This window comes from Saccharothrix syringae (assembly GCF_009498035.1).
Lineage (GTDB): Bacteria > Actinomycetota > Actinomycetes > Mycobacteriales > Pseudonocardiaceae > Actinosynnema > Actinosynnema syringae.
In genome coordinates this window covers 6,759,263-6,777,749 of record NZ_CP034550.1, presented here as the reverse complement: position 1 = coordinate 6,777,749, position 18,487 = coordinate 6,759,263, and the positions used below count along the sequence as shown (strand labels likewise).

Here is an 18,487-nt window from a genome sequence, read left to right as displayed (position 1 = left end):
TACCCCCGTGGTCACAGCGGAAGGGACTGACCGATGATCTCCTTCATGATCTCGGTGGTGCCCCCGTAGATGCCCTGCACCCTGGCCTGCACGTAGGCCCGGCCGACCAGGGAGTCGGCCGCGTAGCCGTAGCCGCCGTGCAGCTGCAGGCAGCGGTTCACCACGTCGGCGCACAGGTCCGTGTTCCACCACTTCGCCATCGCGGCCTGCTCCGGGGTCAGCTCGCCCCGGTCGTGCTCCACCACGCACCGGTCGGTGAAGACGCGGGCGACCTGGATCGCGGTGGCCATCTCGGCGAGCTGGAACCGGTTGTGCTGGAACCGGCCGATCGGCCGGCCGAACGCGGACCGCAGCCCGCAGTACCGCAGGGTCTCGGCCAGCACCTGCTCGGCCAGCGCGAGCGAGGCGACCGCCACCGACAGGCGTTCCCGGGGCAGGTACCGCATCAGGTAGCGGAACCCCGCGCCGGCCTCGCCCAGCAGGTTCGCCCGGGGCACCAGCACGTCGTCGAAGGTCATCGGCACGGTGTCCAGCGAGTGCAGGCCGATCTTGGCCAGCGGCTCGCCCACGGTCAGCCCCGGCAGCGGCGGCTCCAGCACCAGCAGGCTGGCCGACCGGGGGCCGGCCGCCGGGTCGAGCGCGGCCACCAGGACCAGCCCGGCCAGCAGTCCGTGGGTGACGAACGCCTTGCTGCCCCGCAGCCGGTAGTGGTCCTCGCCCTCCCGGTGCGCGGTGGTCCTGATCGCCGCGATGTCGCTGCCGGTGTCCGGCTCGGTGATGGCGATGGTGGCGATCAGCTCGCCGGCGCAGAAGCCCGGCAGCCAGCGGCCCTTCTGCTCCGGCGTGCCCAGGTCGTCCAGGTACCCGCCGACGATCTCGCTGTGCAGGTTGAAGGCCGGGCTCAGGGTGCCGGCCCGGGCCATCTCCTCGCCCCGCACCACGTGGTAGCGGTAGTCCCGGACCCCGCCGCCGCCGTACTCGACGTCGATCTCCGGCGCCAGCAGCCCCTGCCGACCCGCCGCCAGCCACACCTCCCGGTCGACGACGCCGGCCTTCTCCCACTTGGGCAGGTTCGGCGTGACCTCGCGGGCGACGAACTCCCGGACGACCTCCCGGAACGCCCGGTGGTCGTCGGTGAAGACCTCCCGCGGCATCATCACGCGGTCAGCCGCAACGACCGGCAGGTCGGCAGCAGGGTGCGCAGCCGCTGGATCATCACGTGGCAGTAGCTCGCGTTCTGCTCGATCGTGTGGTGGCGGGGGACCGGCATCTTGCCGTCGCGCGGGTGCTCGAAGCCCAGCTCGGTCGCGGGCCCGGCCAGCAGCCCCAGTTCCACCGGCAGGTGCGCCAGCGCGGCGGGCAGCGACACCGCGAGGCTCGTCTCGCCGACCTCCAGCAGCCTCGCCTCGGTCAGCTCGACGCCGGGCGCCCGGACCGGTTCGCGGTAGATGTACGGCCGGGCGACCAGGTCCAGGTCGGTGGCGCAGCGGGCGCCCGCGTCGGACCACCACGGCTGGGCACGGGCGAAGTCCAGCAGCAGCGCGTCGAAGACCTGCCGGTGCGAGTGCAGCACGAGGTGCGCCGCCTTGCCGATGTTGAGCAGGTCGTAGTTGTCGGCGGTGGCCACCGACTCCGCCACGAAGCGGCACAGCTCGTTGTCGGACCGCTGCCAGAAGTCCGTCGCCGCGGTGAAGAAGTCCTCGTACGACTGTATGCCGTTGCGGTCCAGGTACCGGGCGAGGTGGTAGGCGCCGCGGGCGTTGTAGAGGCTCTGCACCAGGTAGTAGAACCAGGTGCCCTGCTCGCACTCGGCCCGGTCCACCCACCGGGTCGCCACCACCACGTCGGCCTCCGCCACGGGGTCGGGCGCCCGCTCCACCTCGATGCCCATCGTCTCCCGCTGCTCGTACAGCGCGGTGTTGTGCAGCAGCAGCTGCGGGTAGACGGTGAGGGTGTCCGCCTCCAGCCGGCACAGCCGGGCGATGCCGGCCTTGAAGGTCTCCAGCGTCTCGCCGGGCAGCGGCCAGATCATCTCGATGAAGGAGCTGATCCGCTTCTCGTTCAGGCTGCGCTGCAGCTCGGTGTAGGTGCTCTCGCGGATGTTCTCCCGGTCGATCAGCCGCAGCGTCTCGGTGTTCACCGTCTGCAGCGAGATGGGCTGGCTGGTGACCAGGCCGCCGCGCACCAGGACCTCGGTGATCTCGGCCACCCGCTCCGGCCGGTTCTTCGCGGCGGCCAGCACCATCGAGGTGGGGAAGCCGAACTCCTCCCGGCAGCTCACGATGTACTTGCTCAGCTCCACGTCCCGCGGCGACAGCCCCCAGTTGGCGTCGGCGATGAAGACGCTGGCCACGCCGTGCTCGGCGATCCACCGGATGTCCCCGCGCACGCGCTCCTCGTCGAACTTGTAGACCTTGGAGTTCGTCGCCGCGCCCCAGAAGCAGAACCCGCAGTGGAACGGGCAGCCGCGGTTGGTCTCCAGCACCGTGAACGTGTACTCCCCGCCGTCGAACAGACCGGCGGCGAACGGGGACGGCACGTCGTCGAGGGTGCGCAGCCGCGGCGGTTTGTCGGTGGTCACCAGCTCGCCGCCGGCGGCCCGGAAGGTCACGCCCGAGACCTCGGTGAGGTCCGGTTCGTCGACGAGCACCTGCCGCAGGAACTCGTAGCAGGGCTGCTCGCCCTCGCCGTTGCACACCACGACGTTGCGGGCGCCGGCCGGGATGTAGTCCGCGCCGTGGTTCATCACCTGCGCCCCGCCGAGCAGGAACCAGGCGTCGGGCCGCGCGGCCAGCAGGCCCGCCAGCAGCCGCCGGACCAGCCCGGTGTTCCAGATGTAGCAGCTGAACGCGTAGACGTCGCTGCCCTGGTCCAGCAGTTCGGCGAGCATCCGGTCGGCGTCCTGGCGCAGGCTGCGGGAGTAGATCCGGAAGTCCACCGACGCCGCGATGACGGGGTCCTCCATGGCGTAGGACTGGAGGTAGCCGGACACCAGCGGGACCGTGTTGTCGTAGACCGAGAGCTCGACGAAGGTGACGCGCTTGCTCATCGGGGCACCGCCGTCGACCGCTGTTCCCGCAGCGCGGCCGCGAGGTCCCTGAGGACGGGGTGGGCGTAGACGTCGTCGGGGCGCAGGACGAGCCCCCGCTGCCGCGACCGGCCGACCAGCCGGCTGACCCGCAGCGAGTCCCCGCCGATCTCGAAGAAGTTGTCGTGCGGGTGGACCTCGGTGGCGTCGAGGACCTCCAGCCACGCCTCGGTCAGCACGCGCTCCAGGTCGTCCGCGGGTTCCGGCGGTGGTTCGGCCTCCGGTCGGCGCAGCGGCAGCCCGGCCAGGGCCCGCCGGTCCACCTTGCCGTGCCCGGTCGTCGGCAGCTCGTCGAGCGGCACCACCACCGCCGGGACCAGGTAGTCCGGCAACCGCGCCTGGAGGAAGCGGCGCAGTGCCGCCGGGTCCACCGGGCCGTCGCCCGCGGTGACGTAGGCGACCAGCTGCCGGTCCCGCCCGACGACGACCGCGCGGTCGACGGTCGGGTGGGACCTCAGCACCGGCTCGACCTCGCCCGGGTCCACCCGGATGCCCCGGACCTGCACCTGGTCGTCGACCCGGCCCAGGAAGTGCAGCTGCCCGTCCGGCGCGCGGCGCACCAGGTCGCCGGTGGCGTAGGCGCGGGCCGCGGGTTCCGCGCTGAACGGGTCGGCCCAGAAGCCGTTGCGCTCCGGGTCGCCCAGGTAGCCCCGGGCCACGCCGACCCCGCCGAGGTGCAGCTCGCCCGGCTCGCCGTCGGCGACCGGGCGGCGCCGCTCGTCCAGCACGTAGGCGGACACGCCCGGGATCGGCGTGCCGATCGGCGGCGGTTCGCCCGGCGGACCACCCGGGGGCACCTCGCAGCACGTGGCCACCACCGTGCACTCGGTCGGCCCGTAGTTGTTGTGCAGCCGGAAGGGCAGCGCCGCACCGGGGTAGGCGGTGAGCCGGTCGCCGCCGACCAGCACGTCCCGCAGGCGGCCGCGGTCCGGCCACGGCAGCTCCAGCAGCTGCTCGGCCAGCGGCGTGGGCACGAAGGCGACGGTGATCCCGGACCGGCACAGCCAGTCCCGCAGCTCGGCCGGTGCGGCCGTCAGGGCCGGCGGCACGACGTGCAGCGCGGCCCCGGCCGCCAGGCACGGCCAGACCTCCAGCGCGAAGGCGTCGAACGAGGGGCGGGCCAGCTGGGTCAGGTGGTCGTCCGGGCCCACCCGGTGGCGCTGGAGGTACCAGTCCACGAGGTTGGCCAGGCCGGCGTGCTCGACCAGCACCCCCTTGGGCGCCCCGGAGGAGCCGGAGGTGTAGTTGAGGTAGGCCGCGGCGTCGTCCGGCACGGGCTCGGCCGGCCGGGGCGGTGCGCCGATCGGCAGCGGGCGCCGCGCGGTCGTCACGTCCACCGTCGACAGCCCCTCCACCGCCGTGGTGGCCCACAGGTCGGGGCGGGTGATCACCACCCGGGCCGCGCCGCGGTCGAGCAGCAGGCGGGTCCAGGCGGCCGGCTGCCGGACGTCGAGCATCAGGTACGCGGCGCCGGAGGCCAGCACGGCCGCCGCGGCGAGCACGCAGTCCGCCGAGCGCTCCAGGTACACCGCGACCCGCTCGTCCCGCCGGACCCCGAGCCGGCGCAGCCGGTCGGCCAGGGCGTCCACCCGTTGCTGGAAATCACCGTAGGTGACCGAGGTGTGCTCGTCCACGACGGCGACCGCCGCCGGGCGGCGGGCCGCCCACGCCGCGATCCGTTCCGGGACGGTGGTGCGGCGGGCGCTGTCTGCTCGCGGGGTGTGGCTTGCCTGCAGCACTCGGAGCCTCCTCGCGTGGTGGAGCGGTGACTTCGAGTTTGGGAGGAGCCGTGCGGGGCGGGCCATGGGACCTAGGTCCCATGGCCCGCCCCGCTTCGCCGGTCCAAGACTGGAAGCCGGAAGTCCGCTACCCAGCGTGAGGAGGCCGGCGGGTGCAGGCGATGCGGCAGTGGAGCTGTTCGTGCTGAAGGGGCAACCGCCGGCCCCGGACCTGGTCGCGGTGTTCCAGGCGCAGGCGCGCGCCACACCGGAGGCCGTGGCGGTCGTCTTCGAGGGCACCGCGCTCACCTTCGGCCAGGTCGACTCCCTGTCGAACCGGCTCGCGCACGTGCTCGTCGCCGGGGGTGTGGGCCCGGAACGCGTTGTCGCGCTGGTGCTCCCCCGGTCGGCCGAGGTGGTCGTCGCGCTGCTGGCCGTGCTGAAGGCGGGCGGTGCCTGCCTGGCGGTCGACCCGCGGTACCCCGCCGACCGCATCCGCTACCTGCTCGGCGACGCCGAACCGGTGCTGCTGCTCACCGACCACCGCACGGCGGCGCGGGTGCCGGCCGACAGCAGCGTCCCGGTGGTGGTGCTCGACGACCCGGTCGACGACCGCCCGGAGGTCCACGGCCCGGACGCCGACCTCGCGCCGGTCGACCCGGCCCAGGCGGCGTACGTGATCTACACCTCCGGGTCCACCGGGCGCCCGAAGGGCGTGGTCGTCAGCCACGGCAACGTGCTCAACAGCTTCCACGGCTACCGCGAGAACGCCTACGCGATGTCGGTGCGGTCGGTCGGCGACCGCCGGCTGCGGGTCGCGCTGACGGCCTCGCTGTCCTTCGACGCGTCCTGGAGCCACCTGTTCGCGATGTTCGCCGGGCACGAGCTGCACGTCGTGGACGACGCCGTGTGGGCGGACCCGGAGGCGGCGGTCTCCTACCTCGTCCGGCACCGGATCGACCACGTCGGCAGCACGCCCTCGTACGTGCGGCTGCTGCTGTCCCACGGCCTGCTGACCCACCCCTGGCGGCCGGTCACGGTCGGGGTGGGCGGTGAGCCGGTGCCCCCGCGGCTGTGGGCGGAGCTGCGGGCGGCGGACGGCCTGAACTCCTACAACGCGTACGGCCCGACCGAGTGCACGATCGCCCCGCTCGTCACCTCGCTGGAGGTGTCCCCGGAGCCGGTGGTCGCCGGGCCCGTCCCGAACACCCGCGTCCACGTGCTGGACGAGCGGTTGCGGCCGGCCGAGACCGGCGAGCTGTACGTGTCGGGCGCCGGCGTGGCCCGGGGGTACCTGGGACGGCCCGGGCTGACGGCCGAGCGGTTCGTGCCCGACCCGTACGGACCGCCGGGCGCCAGGATGTACCGGACCGGGGACGTGGTCACGCGGCGCGGCGCGGCGTTCGAGTTCCGCGGCCGGGACGACGGGCAGGTCAAGGTGCGCGGGTTCCGCATCGAGCTGCCCGAGGTCGAGGCGGTGCTCGGCGAGCACCCGGGTGTCGGCCAGGTCGCGGTCGTCGTGCGGGAGGACCGGCCGGACGACAAGCGCCTGGTGGCCTACGTGGTGCCGGCGGGGGAGGAGCCGGTGCGGCCGGGGCCGGTGCGGGAGCACGCGCGGAACCGGTTGCCGGAGTACATGGTGCCCTCGGCCGTCGTCGTGCTGGACGCCCTGCCGATCGGGGTGAACGGCAAGGTCGACCCGTCCGCGCTGCCCGCGCCGGCAGCGCCCCCGGTCCTCGGCCGCGGCCCGGGCACCGCCCGGGAAGAGGCGCTGTGCGGGTTGTTCGCCGAGGTGCTGGGCCTGCCCGGGGTCGGTGTGGACGACGACTTCTTCGCGCTGGGCGGGCATTCGCTGCTGTCCACCCGGCTGATCTCCCGGGTCCGCGCCGAGCTGGGCGCCGAGCTGACGTTGCGCACCCTGTTCGACCACCCGACCGCCGCCCGGCTCGCGGCCGCGCTGGACACCGCCGGTCCGACCCGACCGGCGCCTACCGCCCGTGCGCGCCCGGCCGAGGTCCCGCTGTCCTTCGCCCAGCACCGCCTGTGGTTCCTCGACCAGTTGGAGGGACCGAACGCCACCTACAACATCCTGCTGGCCTGGCGGCTGTCCGGTGCGCTCGACCACGCGGCGCTGCGCGCGGCCCTGGACGACACGATGGCCAGGCACGAGAGCCTGCGGACGGTCTTCCCGCAGACCGAGGGCGTTCCCCGCCAGGTGGTCGTGGACGCCGTCGCGGCACCCGACCGCACCCCGGTCGACGACCTGGCCGCGGCGCTGGCGGCGATCGGGCGGCACGAGTTCGACCTCGCCGCGGAACCGCCGGTCCGGGCGGAGCTGTTCGCCCTGGCGCCGGACGAGCACGTGCTGGTGCTGCTGGTGCACCACATCGCCGCCGACGGCTGGTCCATGCGCCCGCTGACCCGGGACCTCACCACGGCCTACACCGCGCGCCGCCGAGGCCGGCGGCCGGACTGGGCGCCGTTGCCGGTGCAGTACGCGGACTACGCGCTGTGGCAGCGGGAACTGCTGGGCGACAAGTCCGACCCGTCCAGCCTCTTCGCCACCCAGCTCGCCTACTGGACCACAGCGCTGGCCGGGCTGCCGGACTGCCTGCGCCTGCCGACCGACCGGCCCCGCCCGGCCGTCCCGTCCTACCGGGGCGGCACCGTGCCCATGCGGTTCGACCCGGCGCTGCACCGCGACCTGGCGGCGCTGGCCCGGCGGCTCGGGGCGAGCGTGTTCATGGTGTTGCAGGCGGGCTTGGCCGTCGTGCTCGGCAAGCTGGGTGCCGGCGACGACATCCCCGTGGGCTGCGCGATCGCGGGTCGCACCGACCAGGCCCTGGACGACCTGGTCGGGTTCTTCGTCAACACCCTGGTACTGCGGACGAACACCGCGGGCGACCCGACCTTCGCCGAGTTGGTCACCCGGGTCCGGGAGACGGCGCTGGACGCCTACGCCCACCAGGACCTGCCGTTCGAGTGCCTGGTCGAGGCGCTGAACCCGGAGCGGTCGCTCGCCCACAACCCGCTGTTCCAGGTCATGATGGTGCTGGACAACGACCCCCGGACCGAGTTCGCGCTGCCGGGGCTGGTCGTCGACCAGATCCCCCCGCCGGTCAACGCCGCCAAGTTCGACCTGGCCTTCCGGCTGACCGAGCGGCCCGGCCTGACCGGGGTCCTGGAGTACGCCACCGACCTGTTCGACCACGCCACCGCCGAGGCGCTGGTGCACCGGTGGCAACGCCTGCTGACCGAGGCCGTCGCCGATCCCGACCGCCCGCTCCACCGGTTCGACGTCGAACCGCTCGCCACCCTCCACCAGAACGCGCCCGTCGTCGTGGAGGACCGGTTCGGCCGACCGCCGCGCACGCCCCAGGAGCAGGTGCTGTGCGACCTGTTCGCCGAGGTGCTGGGCCTGCCCCGGGTCGGTGTGGACGACGACTTCTTCGCGCTGGGCGGCCACTCGCTGATGACCACCCGGCTGGCCGCCCGGATTCGGGCGACCCTGGGCGTGGAAGTGCCGCTGCGCGTGCTGTTCCGGACGCCCACGGTGGCCGGTGTCGCCGGCGGCCTGGCCGCCGCCGGTCCGGTCCGGCAGGCCCTGACCAGGGGCGAGCGGCCGGACGTGCTGCCGCTGTCGTTCGCCCAGCACCGGTTGTGGTTCCTCGACCAGTTGGAAGGCCGGAGCGCCAACTACAACATCCCGTTCGCGCTGCGGCTCTCCGGCCGGCTGGACACCTCGGCGCTGCGGTCCGCGCTGACCGACCTGATGACCCGCCACGAGAGCCTGCGGACGGTGTTCCCGCAGGCCGACGGCGTCCCGTACCAGCGGGTCGTGGACGCGGCGGCCGCGCTGGAGGTCAGGCCGGTCGGCGACCTGCCTGCCGCGGTGGCGGAGGAGACGCGGCGCCAGTTCGACCTGGCCGCGGAGCCGCCGATCCGGACGACGTTGTTCGAGCTGGCCCCGGACGTGCACGTGTTGTTGCTGGTGGTGCACCACATCGCCGCCGACGGTTGGTCGATGTCCCCGCTGTCGCGTGATCTGGCCACGGCGTACGCCGCCCGGTGCGAGGGCAGGGCGCCGGACTGGTCGCCGTTGCCGGTGCAGTACGCGGATTACACCCTGTGGCAGCGGCGCCTGTTGGGGAATCAGTCCGATGGGGACAGCCTGGCCGCGGAGCAGTTGGCCTACTGGACCGGGCAGTTGGCCGGGTTGCCCGACCAGTTGGAGCTGCCCACCGACCGCCCCCGCCCGGCCGTGTCGACGTACCAGGGCGACTGCGTGCCGGTCCGACTGGACGCGTCGCTGCACCGCGACCTGGTCGCCCTCGCCCGTCGGTGCGGGGCGAGCGTGTTCATGGTGTTGCAGGCCGGTCTGGCCGCCCTGCTGACCAAGCTGGGTGCGGGCAACGACATCCCGGTGGGCTGCCCGATCGCGGGTCGCACCGACCAGGCTTTGGACGACCTGGTCGGGTTCTTCGTCAACACCCTGGTGCTGCGGACCGACACCTCGGGGAACCCGACCTTCGCCGAGTTGGTGGGACGGGTCCGGGAAACGGCCCTGGACGCCTACGCCCACCAGGACGTGCCGTTCGAGTACCTGGTCGAAGTCCTCAACCCCACCCGCTCCCTGTCCCACCACCCCCTCTTCCAGGTCATGCTCGCCCTGGACACCGCGCCGCGCGCCCGGTTCACCCTGCCCGGCCTCGACGTCGACCTGCTGCCGACCCCGACCGTCACCGGCGCGTTCGACCTCGCGTTCAGCCTGTCCGAGCGGCACGGCCCGGACGGCCTCCCGGGCGGCATCGTCGGCACCCTCGAATACTCCGCGGACCTGTTCGACCAGGCCACCGCGACCACCCTGGTGGAGCGCTGGCAGCGCCTGCTGACCGCGGCGGTCACCGCCCCGGACCGGCCACTGGGCCGGATCGACGTGCTCAGCGCCGACGAACTGCGCCACCTGGCCGACCACAACGACACCGGCGCCCCGGTCCCGACCGGCACCCTGCCCGCCCTGTTCGCGGCCCAGGCGGCGCGCACCCCGGACGACACCGCCGTCGTGTTCGGCGACACCACCCTCACCTACGCGCAGCTCAACGCCCGCGCGAACCAACTGGCCCGGCTGCTGGCCGACCGGGGGGTCGGCCCGGAGTCACTGGTGGCGCTGCTCGTGCCGCGGTCCGCCGACGCCGTCGTGGCGATCCTGGCCGTGCTGAAAGCCGGCGGCGCCTACGTGCCGATCGACCCCGGTTACCCGGCCGCCCGGATCGACGCCATGCTCGACGGCGTGCGGCCCGCCTGCGTGCTGACCGCCACCGGCCTGGCCGCGGCGGCCGACTACCCGGACACCGACTTCGAGGCGCCGATCCACCCGGAGCACCCGGCGTACGTGATCCACACCTCCGGCTCCACCGGCGCGCCCAAGGCGGTGGTCGCCACCCATCGCGGCATCGTCAACCTGTTCCACCACCACCGGGTGAACCTGTTCGCGCGGACCGCGGCGAAGGCCGGTCGCGAGCGGCTGCGCATCGCCCAGACCTCCTCGCTGTCGTTCGACGCCTCGTGGGACCAACTGCTGTGGATCTTCGCCGGGCACGAGTTGCACGTGGTGGACGACGCCACCTGGTCCGACCCGCGCGAGTTCGTGCGTTACGCCGCCGAGCGGCACCTCGACTACCTGGACACCACGCCGTCGTACCTGCGGCAACTGGTGGCCGAAGGGCTGCTCGACGGACCGGGAGCGCACCCGGTGGCGGTCATGGTGAGCGGCGAGGCCATTTCCGAGCGGTTCTGGGCGGAACTGCGCGCGAAGCCGGAGGTCTTGGCGTTCAACTTCTACGGCCCGACGGAGTGCGCCGTCGACTCGCTCACCGCGTCACTGGGCGACTCGCCCGTTCCCGTGCTGGGCCGCCCGGTGGCCAACACCCGGACCCACGTGCTGGACGCGGCGCTGCGACCGGTGCCGCCGGGCGTGGTGGGCGAGCTGTACGTGGCCGGCGTCGGGCCGGCCCGGGGCTACCTGGGGCGGCCCGGGCTGACCGCCGGGCGGTTCGTGGCCGACCCGTTCGGGCCGCCGGGCACCCGGATGTACCGGACCGGGGACCTGGTCCGGTGGCGCGCCGGCGGGCTGGAGTTCGTGGGCCGGGCCGACGACCAGGTCAAGCTGCGCGGGTTCCGGGTCGAGCTGGGCGAGGTCGAGGCGGTGCTGCGCGGGCACGACGGGGTCGACCAGGTCGTGGTGGTGGTGCGCGAGGACCGCCCGGGGGACCAGCGACTGGTCGCGTACGTCGTGACGGCGCGGCAGCCGGAGGAGCTGCGGGCCTACCTGCGGGAGCGGTTGCCGGACTACATGGTGCCGTCGGCGTTCGTGGTGCTGGAGGGCCTGCCGCTGGCCGCCAGCGGCAAGCTGGACCGGGCCGCGCTGCCGGTGCCGGAGGCGCCGCTCGCGGTCGGCCGGGCGCCGCGGACACCGCGGGAGCAGGTGCTGTGCGGGCTGTTCGCCGAGGTGCTGGGCGTGCCCGGGGTGGGCGTCGACGACGACTTCTTCGCCCTGGGCGGGCACTCGCTGCTGGCCACCCAGCTGGTGGCCCGCGTGCGGGCGACCCTCGGCGTGGAACTCGGGCTGCGGCTCGTGTTCGAGGTCCCGACGGTGGCCGGCGTGGCGGCCTGCCTGGACCGGGTGGGCCGGGCCCGGCGGGCGTTGACCGCGGGGGAGCGACCGGCCGAGGTGCCGCTGTCGTTCGCGCAGCAGCGGCTGTGGTTCCTGGACCAGGTGGCGGGCCCCAACTCCACCTACAACGTGTCGCTCGCCCTGCGCCTGGTCGGCGGGCTCGACCGCCACGCGCTCCAGGCCGCGCTCGGCGACGTCGTGCTGCGGCACGAGAGCCTGCGCACGGTCTTCCCCCAGGTGGAGGGCGTGGCGCACCAGCAAGTCCTGGACGTCACCCCCGTGCTGGACGTCATCCGGGTCGACGACCTGGCGGAGCTGCTGCCGGCGGCGGTGGAGCACCACTTCGACCTCGCGTCGGAGCCGCCGATCCGGACGACGCTGTTCGAGCTGGCCCGGGACGAGCACGTGCTGCTGATCCTGGTGCACCACATCGCCGCCGACGGCTGGTCGTTGAGCCCGCTGGCGCTGGACCTGGCCCGGGCGTACGCGGCGCGGCGGGAGGGGCGGCAACCGCGGTGGTCGCCGCTCCCGGTGCAGTACGCGGACTACACGCTGTGGCAGCGGAGCCTGCTGGGGGACCGGTTCGACGAGGACAGCGCCTTCGCCGAGCAACTGGCCTACTGGACCGGGCAGCTGGCCGGGCTGCCCGACCAGCTGCAACTGCCCACCGACCGCCCGCGCCCCACGGTCGCCTCCCACCGCGGCGACCACGTCCTCGTCCGACTGGACGCCGACCTGCACGCCGGGCTGGTGGAGCTGGCGCGTCGGTGCGGGGCGAGCGTGTTCATGGTGTTGCAGGCGGGGTTGGCCGCCCTGCTCACGAAGCTGGGTGCCGGCGACGACATCCCGGTGGGGAGCCCGATCGCCGGTCGCACCGACCAGGCGTTGAACGATTTGGTCGGGTTCTTCGTCAACACCCTGGTGCTGCGGACCGACACCTCCGGCGACCCCACCTTCGACGACCTGGTCAAGCGGGTCCGGGAGACGGCCCTGGACGCCTACGCCCACCAGGACGTGCCGTTCGAGTACCTGGTGGAAGTCCTCAACCCCACCCGCTCGCTGTCCCGCCACCCCCTCTTCCAGGTCATGCTGGCGCTGCACAACGCCCCGCAGACCGACTTCACCCTGCCCGGCCTGGACGTCGAGTTCGTCCCCACCCCCACCACCACCGCCAAGTTCGACCTGTCGTTCGACCTCACCGAGCGGCGCGGCCCCGGCGGCACCGCCGAGGGCATCGGCGGGGTCCTGGAGTACGCCACGGACCTGTTCGACCGGGCCGGCGTCGAGTCCTTCGTGGCCCGCTGGGTGCACCTGCTGCACACCGCGGTCGCGGACCCCGGGCTGCCGATCAGCCGGGTCGACGTGCTCAGCGCCGAGGAACACCGCCGGTTGCGGGCCTACAACGACACCGCCGCCCCGGTCCCCGCGACCAGCCTGCCGGCGATGTTCGAGGCGCAGGTGCGGGCCACCCCGGACGCGCCCGCCGTCGTGTTCGAGGAGACCACGGTCACCTACGGCCGGCTCAACGCCCGGGCCAACCGGTTGGCGCACGCCCTGATCGCCCGCGGCGTCGGCGCCGAGCAGGTCGTGGCGCTGGCGCTGCCCCGGTCGGCCGAGATGATCGTGGCGCTGCTGGCCGTGTTCAAGACCGGCGCCGCCTGCCTGCCGGTGGACCCGGAGTACCCGGCCGAGCGGATCTCGTTCATGCTCCGCGACGCCCGGCCGTCCCTGCTGCTCACCCACGCCGGTTTCACGCCCGCGGACGTGCCCCGGCTGGTGGTGGACGACCCGGGAACCGCCGCGGAGATCGGCCGCGCCCCGGAGACCGACCCCGGTCCGCGGGCGCGCCCCGCGAACGCCGCGTACGTGATCTACACCTCCGGGTCCACCGGCACCCCCAAGGCCGTGGTCATGTCCGCAGGTGGCCTGGTGAACCTCCTGCTGTGGCACCGCACGGCCTTCCCCGGCGGACCCGGGGCGCGCACCGCGCAGTTCACCGCGCTCAGCTTCGACGTGTCGGTGCAGGAGGTCCTGTCGACCCTGGTGTACGGGAAGACGCTGGTGGTGCCGACCGACGAGGTGCGGCACGACTCCGCCCTGCTGGCCGAGTGGCTGGACCGGCACGACGTCACCGAGCTGTTCGCGCCGAACCTGGTGGTGCGCGGCCTCGCGCAGGCCGCCAACGAGCAGGGCCGGAGCCTGCCCCGCCTGCTGGACATCGCGCAGGGCGGTGAGCCGCTGGTCCTGGACGACGAGGTGCGCGAGTTCTTCCACCGGGCCCCGGGCCGGCGGCTGCACAACCACTACGGCCCGTCCGAGACGCACGTCATCACCACCTACCTGGTGCCCCCGGACCTCGACTGCCCGCAGCCGGCGCCGATCGGCAGGCCCATGCCGAACTCCCGGGTGCACGTGCTGGACCCCGCGTTGCGGCCGGTGCCGCCGGGCGTGGTGGGTGAGCTGTACATCAGCGGCCTGTCGATGTCCCGCGGGTACCTGCGCCAGCCGGGGCTGACCGCCCAGCGGTACGTGGCCGACCCGCACGGGCCGGCCGGGAGCCGGATGTACCGGACCGGGGACCTCGTCCGCTGGCACGACGGTGAGCTGGAGTTCGTCGGCCGGGTCGACCACCAGGTGAAGGTGCGGGGGTTCCGGGTCGAGCTGGGCGAGGTCGAGTCGGTGTTGCGCGCCCACCCCGGCGTGGAGCAGGTCGCCGTGCTGGCGCGGGAGGACCGGCTGGTGGCCTACGTCGTGACGGCGGAACGGGGCGAGGTGCTGCGCGACTTCGTCCGCGACCGGCTGCCGGACTTCATGGTGCCCTCGGTGTTCGTGCCGCTCGAACGCCTGCCGCTCACGGTGAACGGCAAGCTGGACCGGGCCGCCCTGCCGGTGCCGGAGCCGGCCGCGGTGCGCGGCCGGGCGCCGGGCACCCCGCAGGAGGACCTGCTCTGCGGGCTGTTCGCCGAGGTGCTGAAGGTCGCCCGGGTCGGCGTCGACGACGACTTCTTCGCGCTGGGCGGGCACTCCCTGCTGGCCACCCGGTTGATCGCCCGCATCCGGGCGACCCTGGGCGTGGAGGTGGGCCTGCGCGCCCTGTTCGACCACCCGACGGTCGCCGGCGTGGCGCGGCTGGTGCGCGGCGCGGACGAAGCCCGGCTGCCGCTGACCGCCGGGGAGCGCCCCGACGTCCTGCCGCTGTCCTTCGCCCAGCACCGGCTCTGGTTCCTGCACCGGTTGGAGGGCGTCAGCCAGAACATCGCCCTCACCCTGCGCCTGACCGGTCGGCTGGACCGCGACGCGCTGCGAGCCGCGCTCGTCGACGTGGTGACGCGCCACGAAAGCCTGCGCACGGTGTTCCCCCAGGTGGACGGGGTCGCCTGCCAGCAGGTCGTCGACACCGCGCCCTCGTTGGGGATCACCCGGGTCGACGAGTCCGGGCTGTCGGCGGCGGTGGAGGGCGCGACGCGGTACCAGTTCGACCTGGCCGCGGAGCCGCCGATCCGGACGACGTTGTTCGAGCTGGCCCCGGACGTGCACGTGTTGGCGCTGGTGGTGCACCACATCGCCGCCGACGGCTGGTCGATGTCCCCGCTGTCGCACGACCTGGCCACGGCGTACGCCGCTCGCTGCGAGAACAAGGCACCGGACTGGTCGCCGCTCCCGGTCCAGTACGCGGACTACACCCTCTGGCAGCGGCGCCTGCTGGGGGACCAGTCCGATGAGGACAGCCTGGCCGCGGAGCAGTTGGCCTACTGGACCGGGCAGTTGGCCGGGTTGCCCGACCAGTTGGAGCTGCCCACCGACCGCCCCCGCCCGGCCGTCAACTCCTACCGCGGTGACGGCGTGCCGGTGCACCTCGACGCGGCGCTGCACCGCGACCTGGCGGCGCTGGCCCGGCGGCTCGGGGCGAGCGTGTTCATGGTGTTGCAGGCCGGTCTGGCCGCCCTGCTGACCAAGCTGGGTGCGGGCAACGACATCCCGGTGGGCTGCCCGATCGCGGGTCGCACCGACCAGGCTTTGGACGACCTGGTCGGGTTCTTCGTCAACACCCTGGTGCTGCGGACCGACACCTCGGGGAACCCGACCTTCGCCGAGTTGGTGGGACGGGTCCGGGAAACGGCCCTGGACGCCTACGCCCACCAGGACGTGCCGTTCGAGTACCTGGTCGAAGTCCTCAACCCCACCCGCTCCCTGTCCCGCCACCCGCTGGTCCAGGTCGTGCTGGCGCTGCAGAACGCGCCGGGACCGGACTTCTCCCTGCCCGGCCTCGACGTCGGCCAGGTCCCGACACCCGCCACCACCGCCGAGTTCGACCTCGCGTTCAGCCTCTGGGAGCGGCGCGGCCCCGACGGCGCGGCCGACGGGGTGCGCGGTGTCGTCGAGTACAGCACCGACCTGTTCGACCGCGGCAGCGTCGAAACCCTCGTCACCCGCTGGACCGACCTGCTGCGAGCGTTGACCGCGGCGCCCGACCGCCCCGTCGGCGGGTTCGACGTCCTCACCGACGACGAGCGGAAGCGGTTGCACGCCTACAACGACACCGCCACCCCGGTCCCGACCGCGACCCTGGCGACCCTGTTCGAGCAGCAGGCGCCCGATGCCGTGGCCCTCGTCGACGCCGGGGTCGAACTGACCTACCGGGAGGTCGACGAGCGGGCCAACCGCCTGGCCCGGCTGCTGGTCGAGCGGGGGATCGGCCCGGAGCGGATCGTGGCGCTGCGGATGCACCGGTCCGCCGAGCTGGTCATCGCCCTGCTGGCGGTGACCAAGGCAGGCGGCGCGTACCTGCCGGTGGACCCGGAGTACCCGGCCGAGCGGATCGCGTTCATGCTCGACGACGCCCGACCCGCGCTGGTGCTGACCGAAATCCCCGAGGCCGCCGCGGCCTACCCGGCCGACAACCCCGCCGTCCCGGTGCGGCCGGACAACGCCGCGTACGTGATCTACACCTCCGGCTCGACCGGCAAGCCGAAAGCGGTGGTCAACACCCACGCCGGTGTCGCGAGCCTCGCCCGCTCGCAGACCGGGCGGTACGCGATCGGGCCGGGCGACCGGGTGCTCCAGTTCTCCTCGCCCAGCTTCGACCTGTCGGTCATCGAGCAGCTGATGGCGTTCCCGGCCGGAGCCGCCCTGGTGATCCCGCCGCCGGTCCCGCTGGCCGGCTCCGCCCTCGCCGAGGTGCTGGCCGAGCAGCGGATCACCCACGCGTTCATCCCGACCGCCACGCTGACCACCGTGCCGGTGGAACCGCTGCCGGCGCTGCGCACCCTGGTGCTCGGCGGGGAGATCTGCCCACCGGCGCTGGTGGCCGCCTGGGCCGGCGGCCGGCGGGTGGTCAACGCGTACGGGCCCACCGAGGCCACGGCCTGCGCCGGCATGTCCGACCCGCTGGCGGAGACGATACCGCTGCCACCGCCGCTGGGCAGCCCGGTGGCGAACACCCGGCTGCACGTGCTGGACGCCGGCCTGCGCCCCGTGCCGCCGGGCGTGGTGGGTGAGCTGTACATCGCCGGCCTGGGGGTGGCGCGGGGCTACCTGCGCCGGCCCGCGTTGACGGCCGAGCGGTTCGTGGCGGACGTGTCCGGTCCGCCGGGCAGCCGGATGTACCGGACCGGGGACCTGGTGCGGTGGCGCCCGGACGGGGAGCTGGAGTTCGTGGGCCGGGCCGACCACCAGGTGAAGGTGCGCGGGTTCCGGGTCGAGCTGGGCGAGGTCGAAACGGCGCTGCGCGAGCACCCCGACGTGGCACAGGCCGTGGTGACGGCGCGGGAGGACCGGCTGGTGGCCTACGTGGTGCCGCCGGTGGACGGGCCGGTGCTGAGGCGGTTCCTGCGCGACCGGCTGCCCGGGTTCATGGTGCCGTCGGTGTTCGTGCCGCTGGACGACCTGCCGCTGTCGGTGAACGGCAAGCTCGACCGCGCCGCCCTGCCGGCGCCCGACCTCGCCGCGGGCGGTGGCCGGGCGCCGCGAACCCCGCAGGAGGAACTGCTCTGCGGGCTGTTCGCGGAAGTCCTCGGCGTGCCGGAGGTCGGCATCGACGACGACTTCTTCGCGCTGGGCGGGCACTCCCTGCTGGCCACCCGCCTGATCGCCCGGATCGGCGCGACCCTGGGCGTCGAACCGGGGCTGCGCACCCTGTTCGAGCGCCCGACACCGGCCGAGCTGGCGTCCCACCTGGACGTGGACGAACCCGCCGCGGCGGTGGACGTGATCCTGCCCCTGCGGGCGAGGGGCACCCGGGAACCGCTGTTCTGCGTCCACCCGGCCGGCGGCCTGGGCTGGGCCTACAGCGGCCTGCTCCGGCACCTCGGCCCGGACCGCCCGATCTACGCGGTGCAGGCCCGCAACCTCGCCGGCGGCGGCCCCCTGCCCACCTCGGTGCGGCAGATGGCCGCCGAGTACGCCGACGAGATCCGCGCGGTGCGGCCGACCGGTCCCTACCACCTGCTCGGCTGGTCCTTCGGCGGTCTGGTCGCCCACGCCGTGGCCACCGAGCTGCACCGGCGCGGTGAGCGGGTCGCCACGCTGACCATGCTCGACTCCACCCCGGTGTGCGACCTCCCCGAGAAGCCGGTGCCCAGCGAGCGCAGCATCCTGGCGCTGCTGCTCCTGCTGTTCGGCACCCCGCGCGAGGACGAGCCCGTGCGGTTCGCGCTGGACGGCACCCCGGACACCGACGACCCGGTCACCTTCGAGCAGTTCGTGGCCATCCTGCGCGGCCGGGGCAGCGCGCTGGCCAGCCTGTCCGAGCGGCACGTGACGGCCATCGCGGACACCATGCTGAACAACACCCGGCTGGCCGCCGAGCACGTCCCGGACTTCTTCCCCGGCGACCTGCTGCTGTTCACCTCCACGTTGGACCCGCGGGTGGCCACGCCCGAGGCGTGGCGGCGCTACGTCGGCGGCACCATCGAGGACCACGACGTCGTCAGCCGGCACCACCGCATGACCCAACCCGAGTCACTGGCCCAGATCGGGCCGGTCCTGGCCGCGAAGCTCCGCTGAAGG

Annotated in this window: 4 protein-coding genes; 1 reads left to right on the top strand and 3 read right to left on the bottom strand. The window is 73.8% G+C overall.

Annotated features, from left to right (window positions below; translation table 11 throughout):
- Positions 1–11: 11 nt before the first annotated feature.
- From EKG83_RS28850 to EKG83_RS28840, 3 genes are read right to left on the bottom strand one after another with little or no spacing between them, the layout of a single operon-like run.
- Positions 12–1,157, bottom strand: coding sequence for an acyl-CoA dehydrogenase family protein (locus tag EKG83_RS28850; RefSeq protein WP_322746692.1), 1,146 nt, complete (start codon positions 1,155–1,157; stop codon positions 12–14).
- Positions 1,157–3,049, bottom strand: coding sequence for a B12-binding domain-containing radical SAM protein (locus tag EKG83_RS28845; RefSeq protein ID WP_033433832.1), 1,893 nt, complete (start codon positions 3,047–3,049; stop codon positions 1,157–1,159). Before EKG83_RS28845 ends, EKG83_RS28850 begins: the two co-directional genes overlap by 1 nt.
- The gene (locus tag EKG83_RS28840; protein WP_051766577.1) at positions 3,046–4,827 is read right to left on the bottom strand and encodes a non-ribosomal peptide synthetase; all 1,782 of its coding nucleotides are present in this window, start codon (positions 4,825–4,827) and stop codon (positions 3,046–3,048) included. The genes EKG83_RS28845 and EKG83_RS28840 overlap by 4 nt, the downstream gene beginning before the upstream one ends.
- 181 nt (positions 4,828–5,008) lie before the next feature.
- Here EKG83_RS28840 and EKG83_RS28835 point away from each other — a divergent pair, with 181 nt between their 5' ends.
- Positions 5,009–18,484 (top strand): non-ribosomal peptide synthetase, encoded by a 13,476-nt coding sequence (locus tag EKG83_RS28835; RefSeq protein ID WP_228122256.1) that lies wholly within the window; start codon positions 5,009–5,011, stop codon positions 18,482–18,484.
- Positions 18,485–18,487 lie beyond the last annotated feature (3 nt).

Bases quoted from the DNA above. Each gene is read 5' to 3' on its own strand.
- EKG83_RS28850 (WP_322746692.1), bottom strand. From the start codon at position 1,157: ATGATGCCGCGGGAGGTCTTCACCGACGACCACCGGGCGTTCCGGGAG.
- EKG83_RS28845 (WP_033433832.1), bottom strand. From the start codon at position 3,049: ATGAGCAAGCGCGTCACCTTCGTCGAGCTCTCGGTCTACGACAACACG.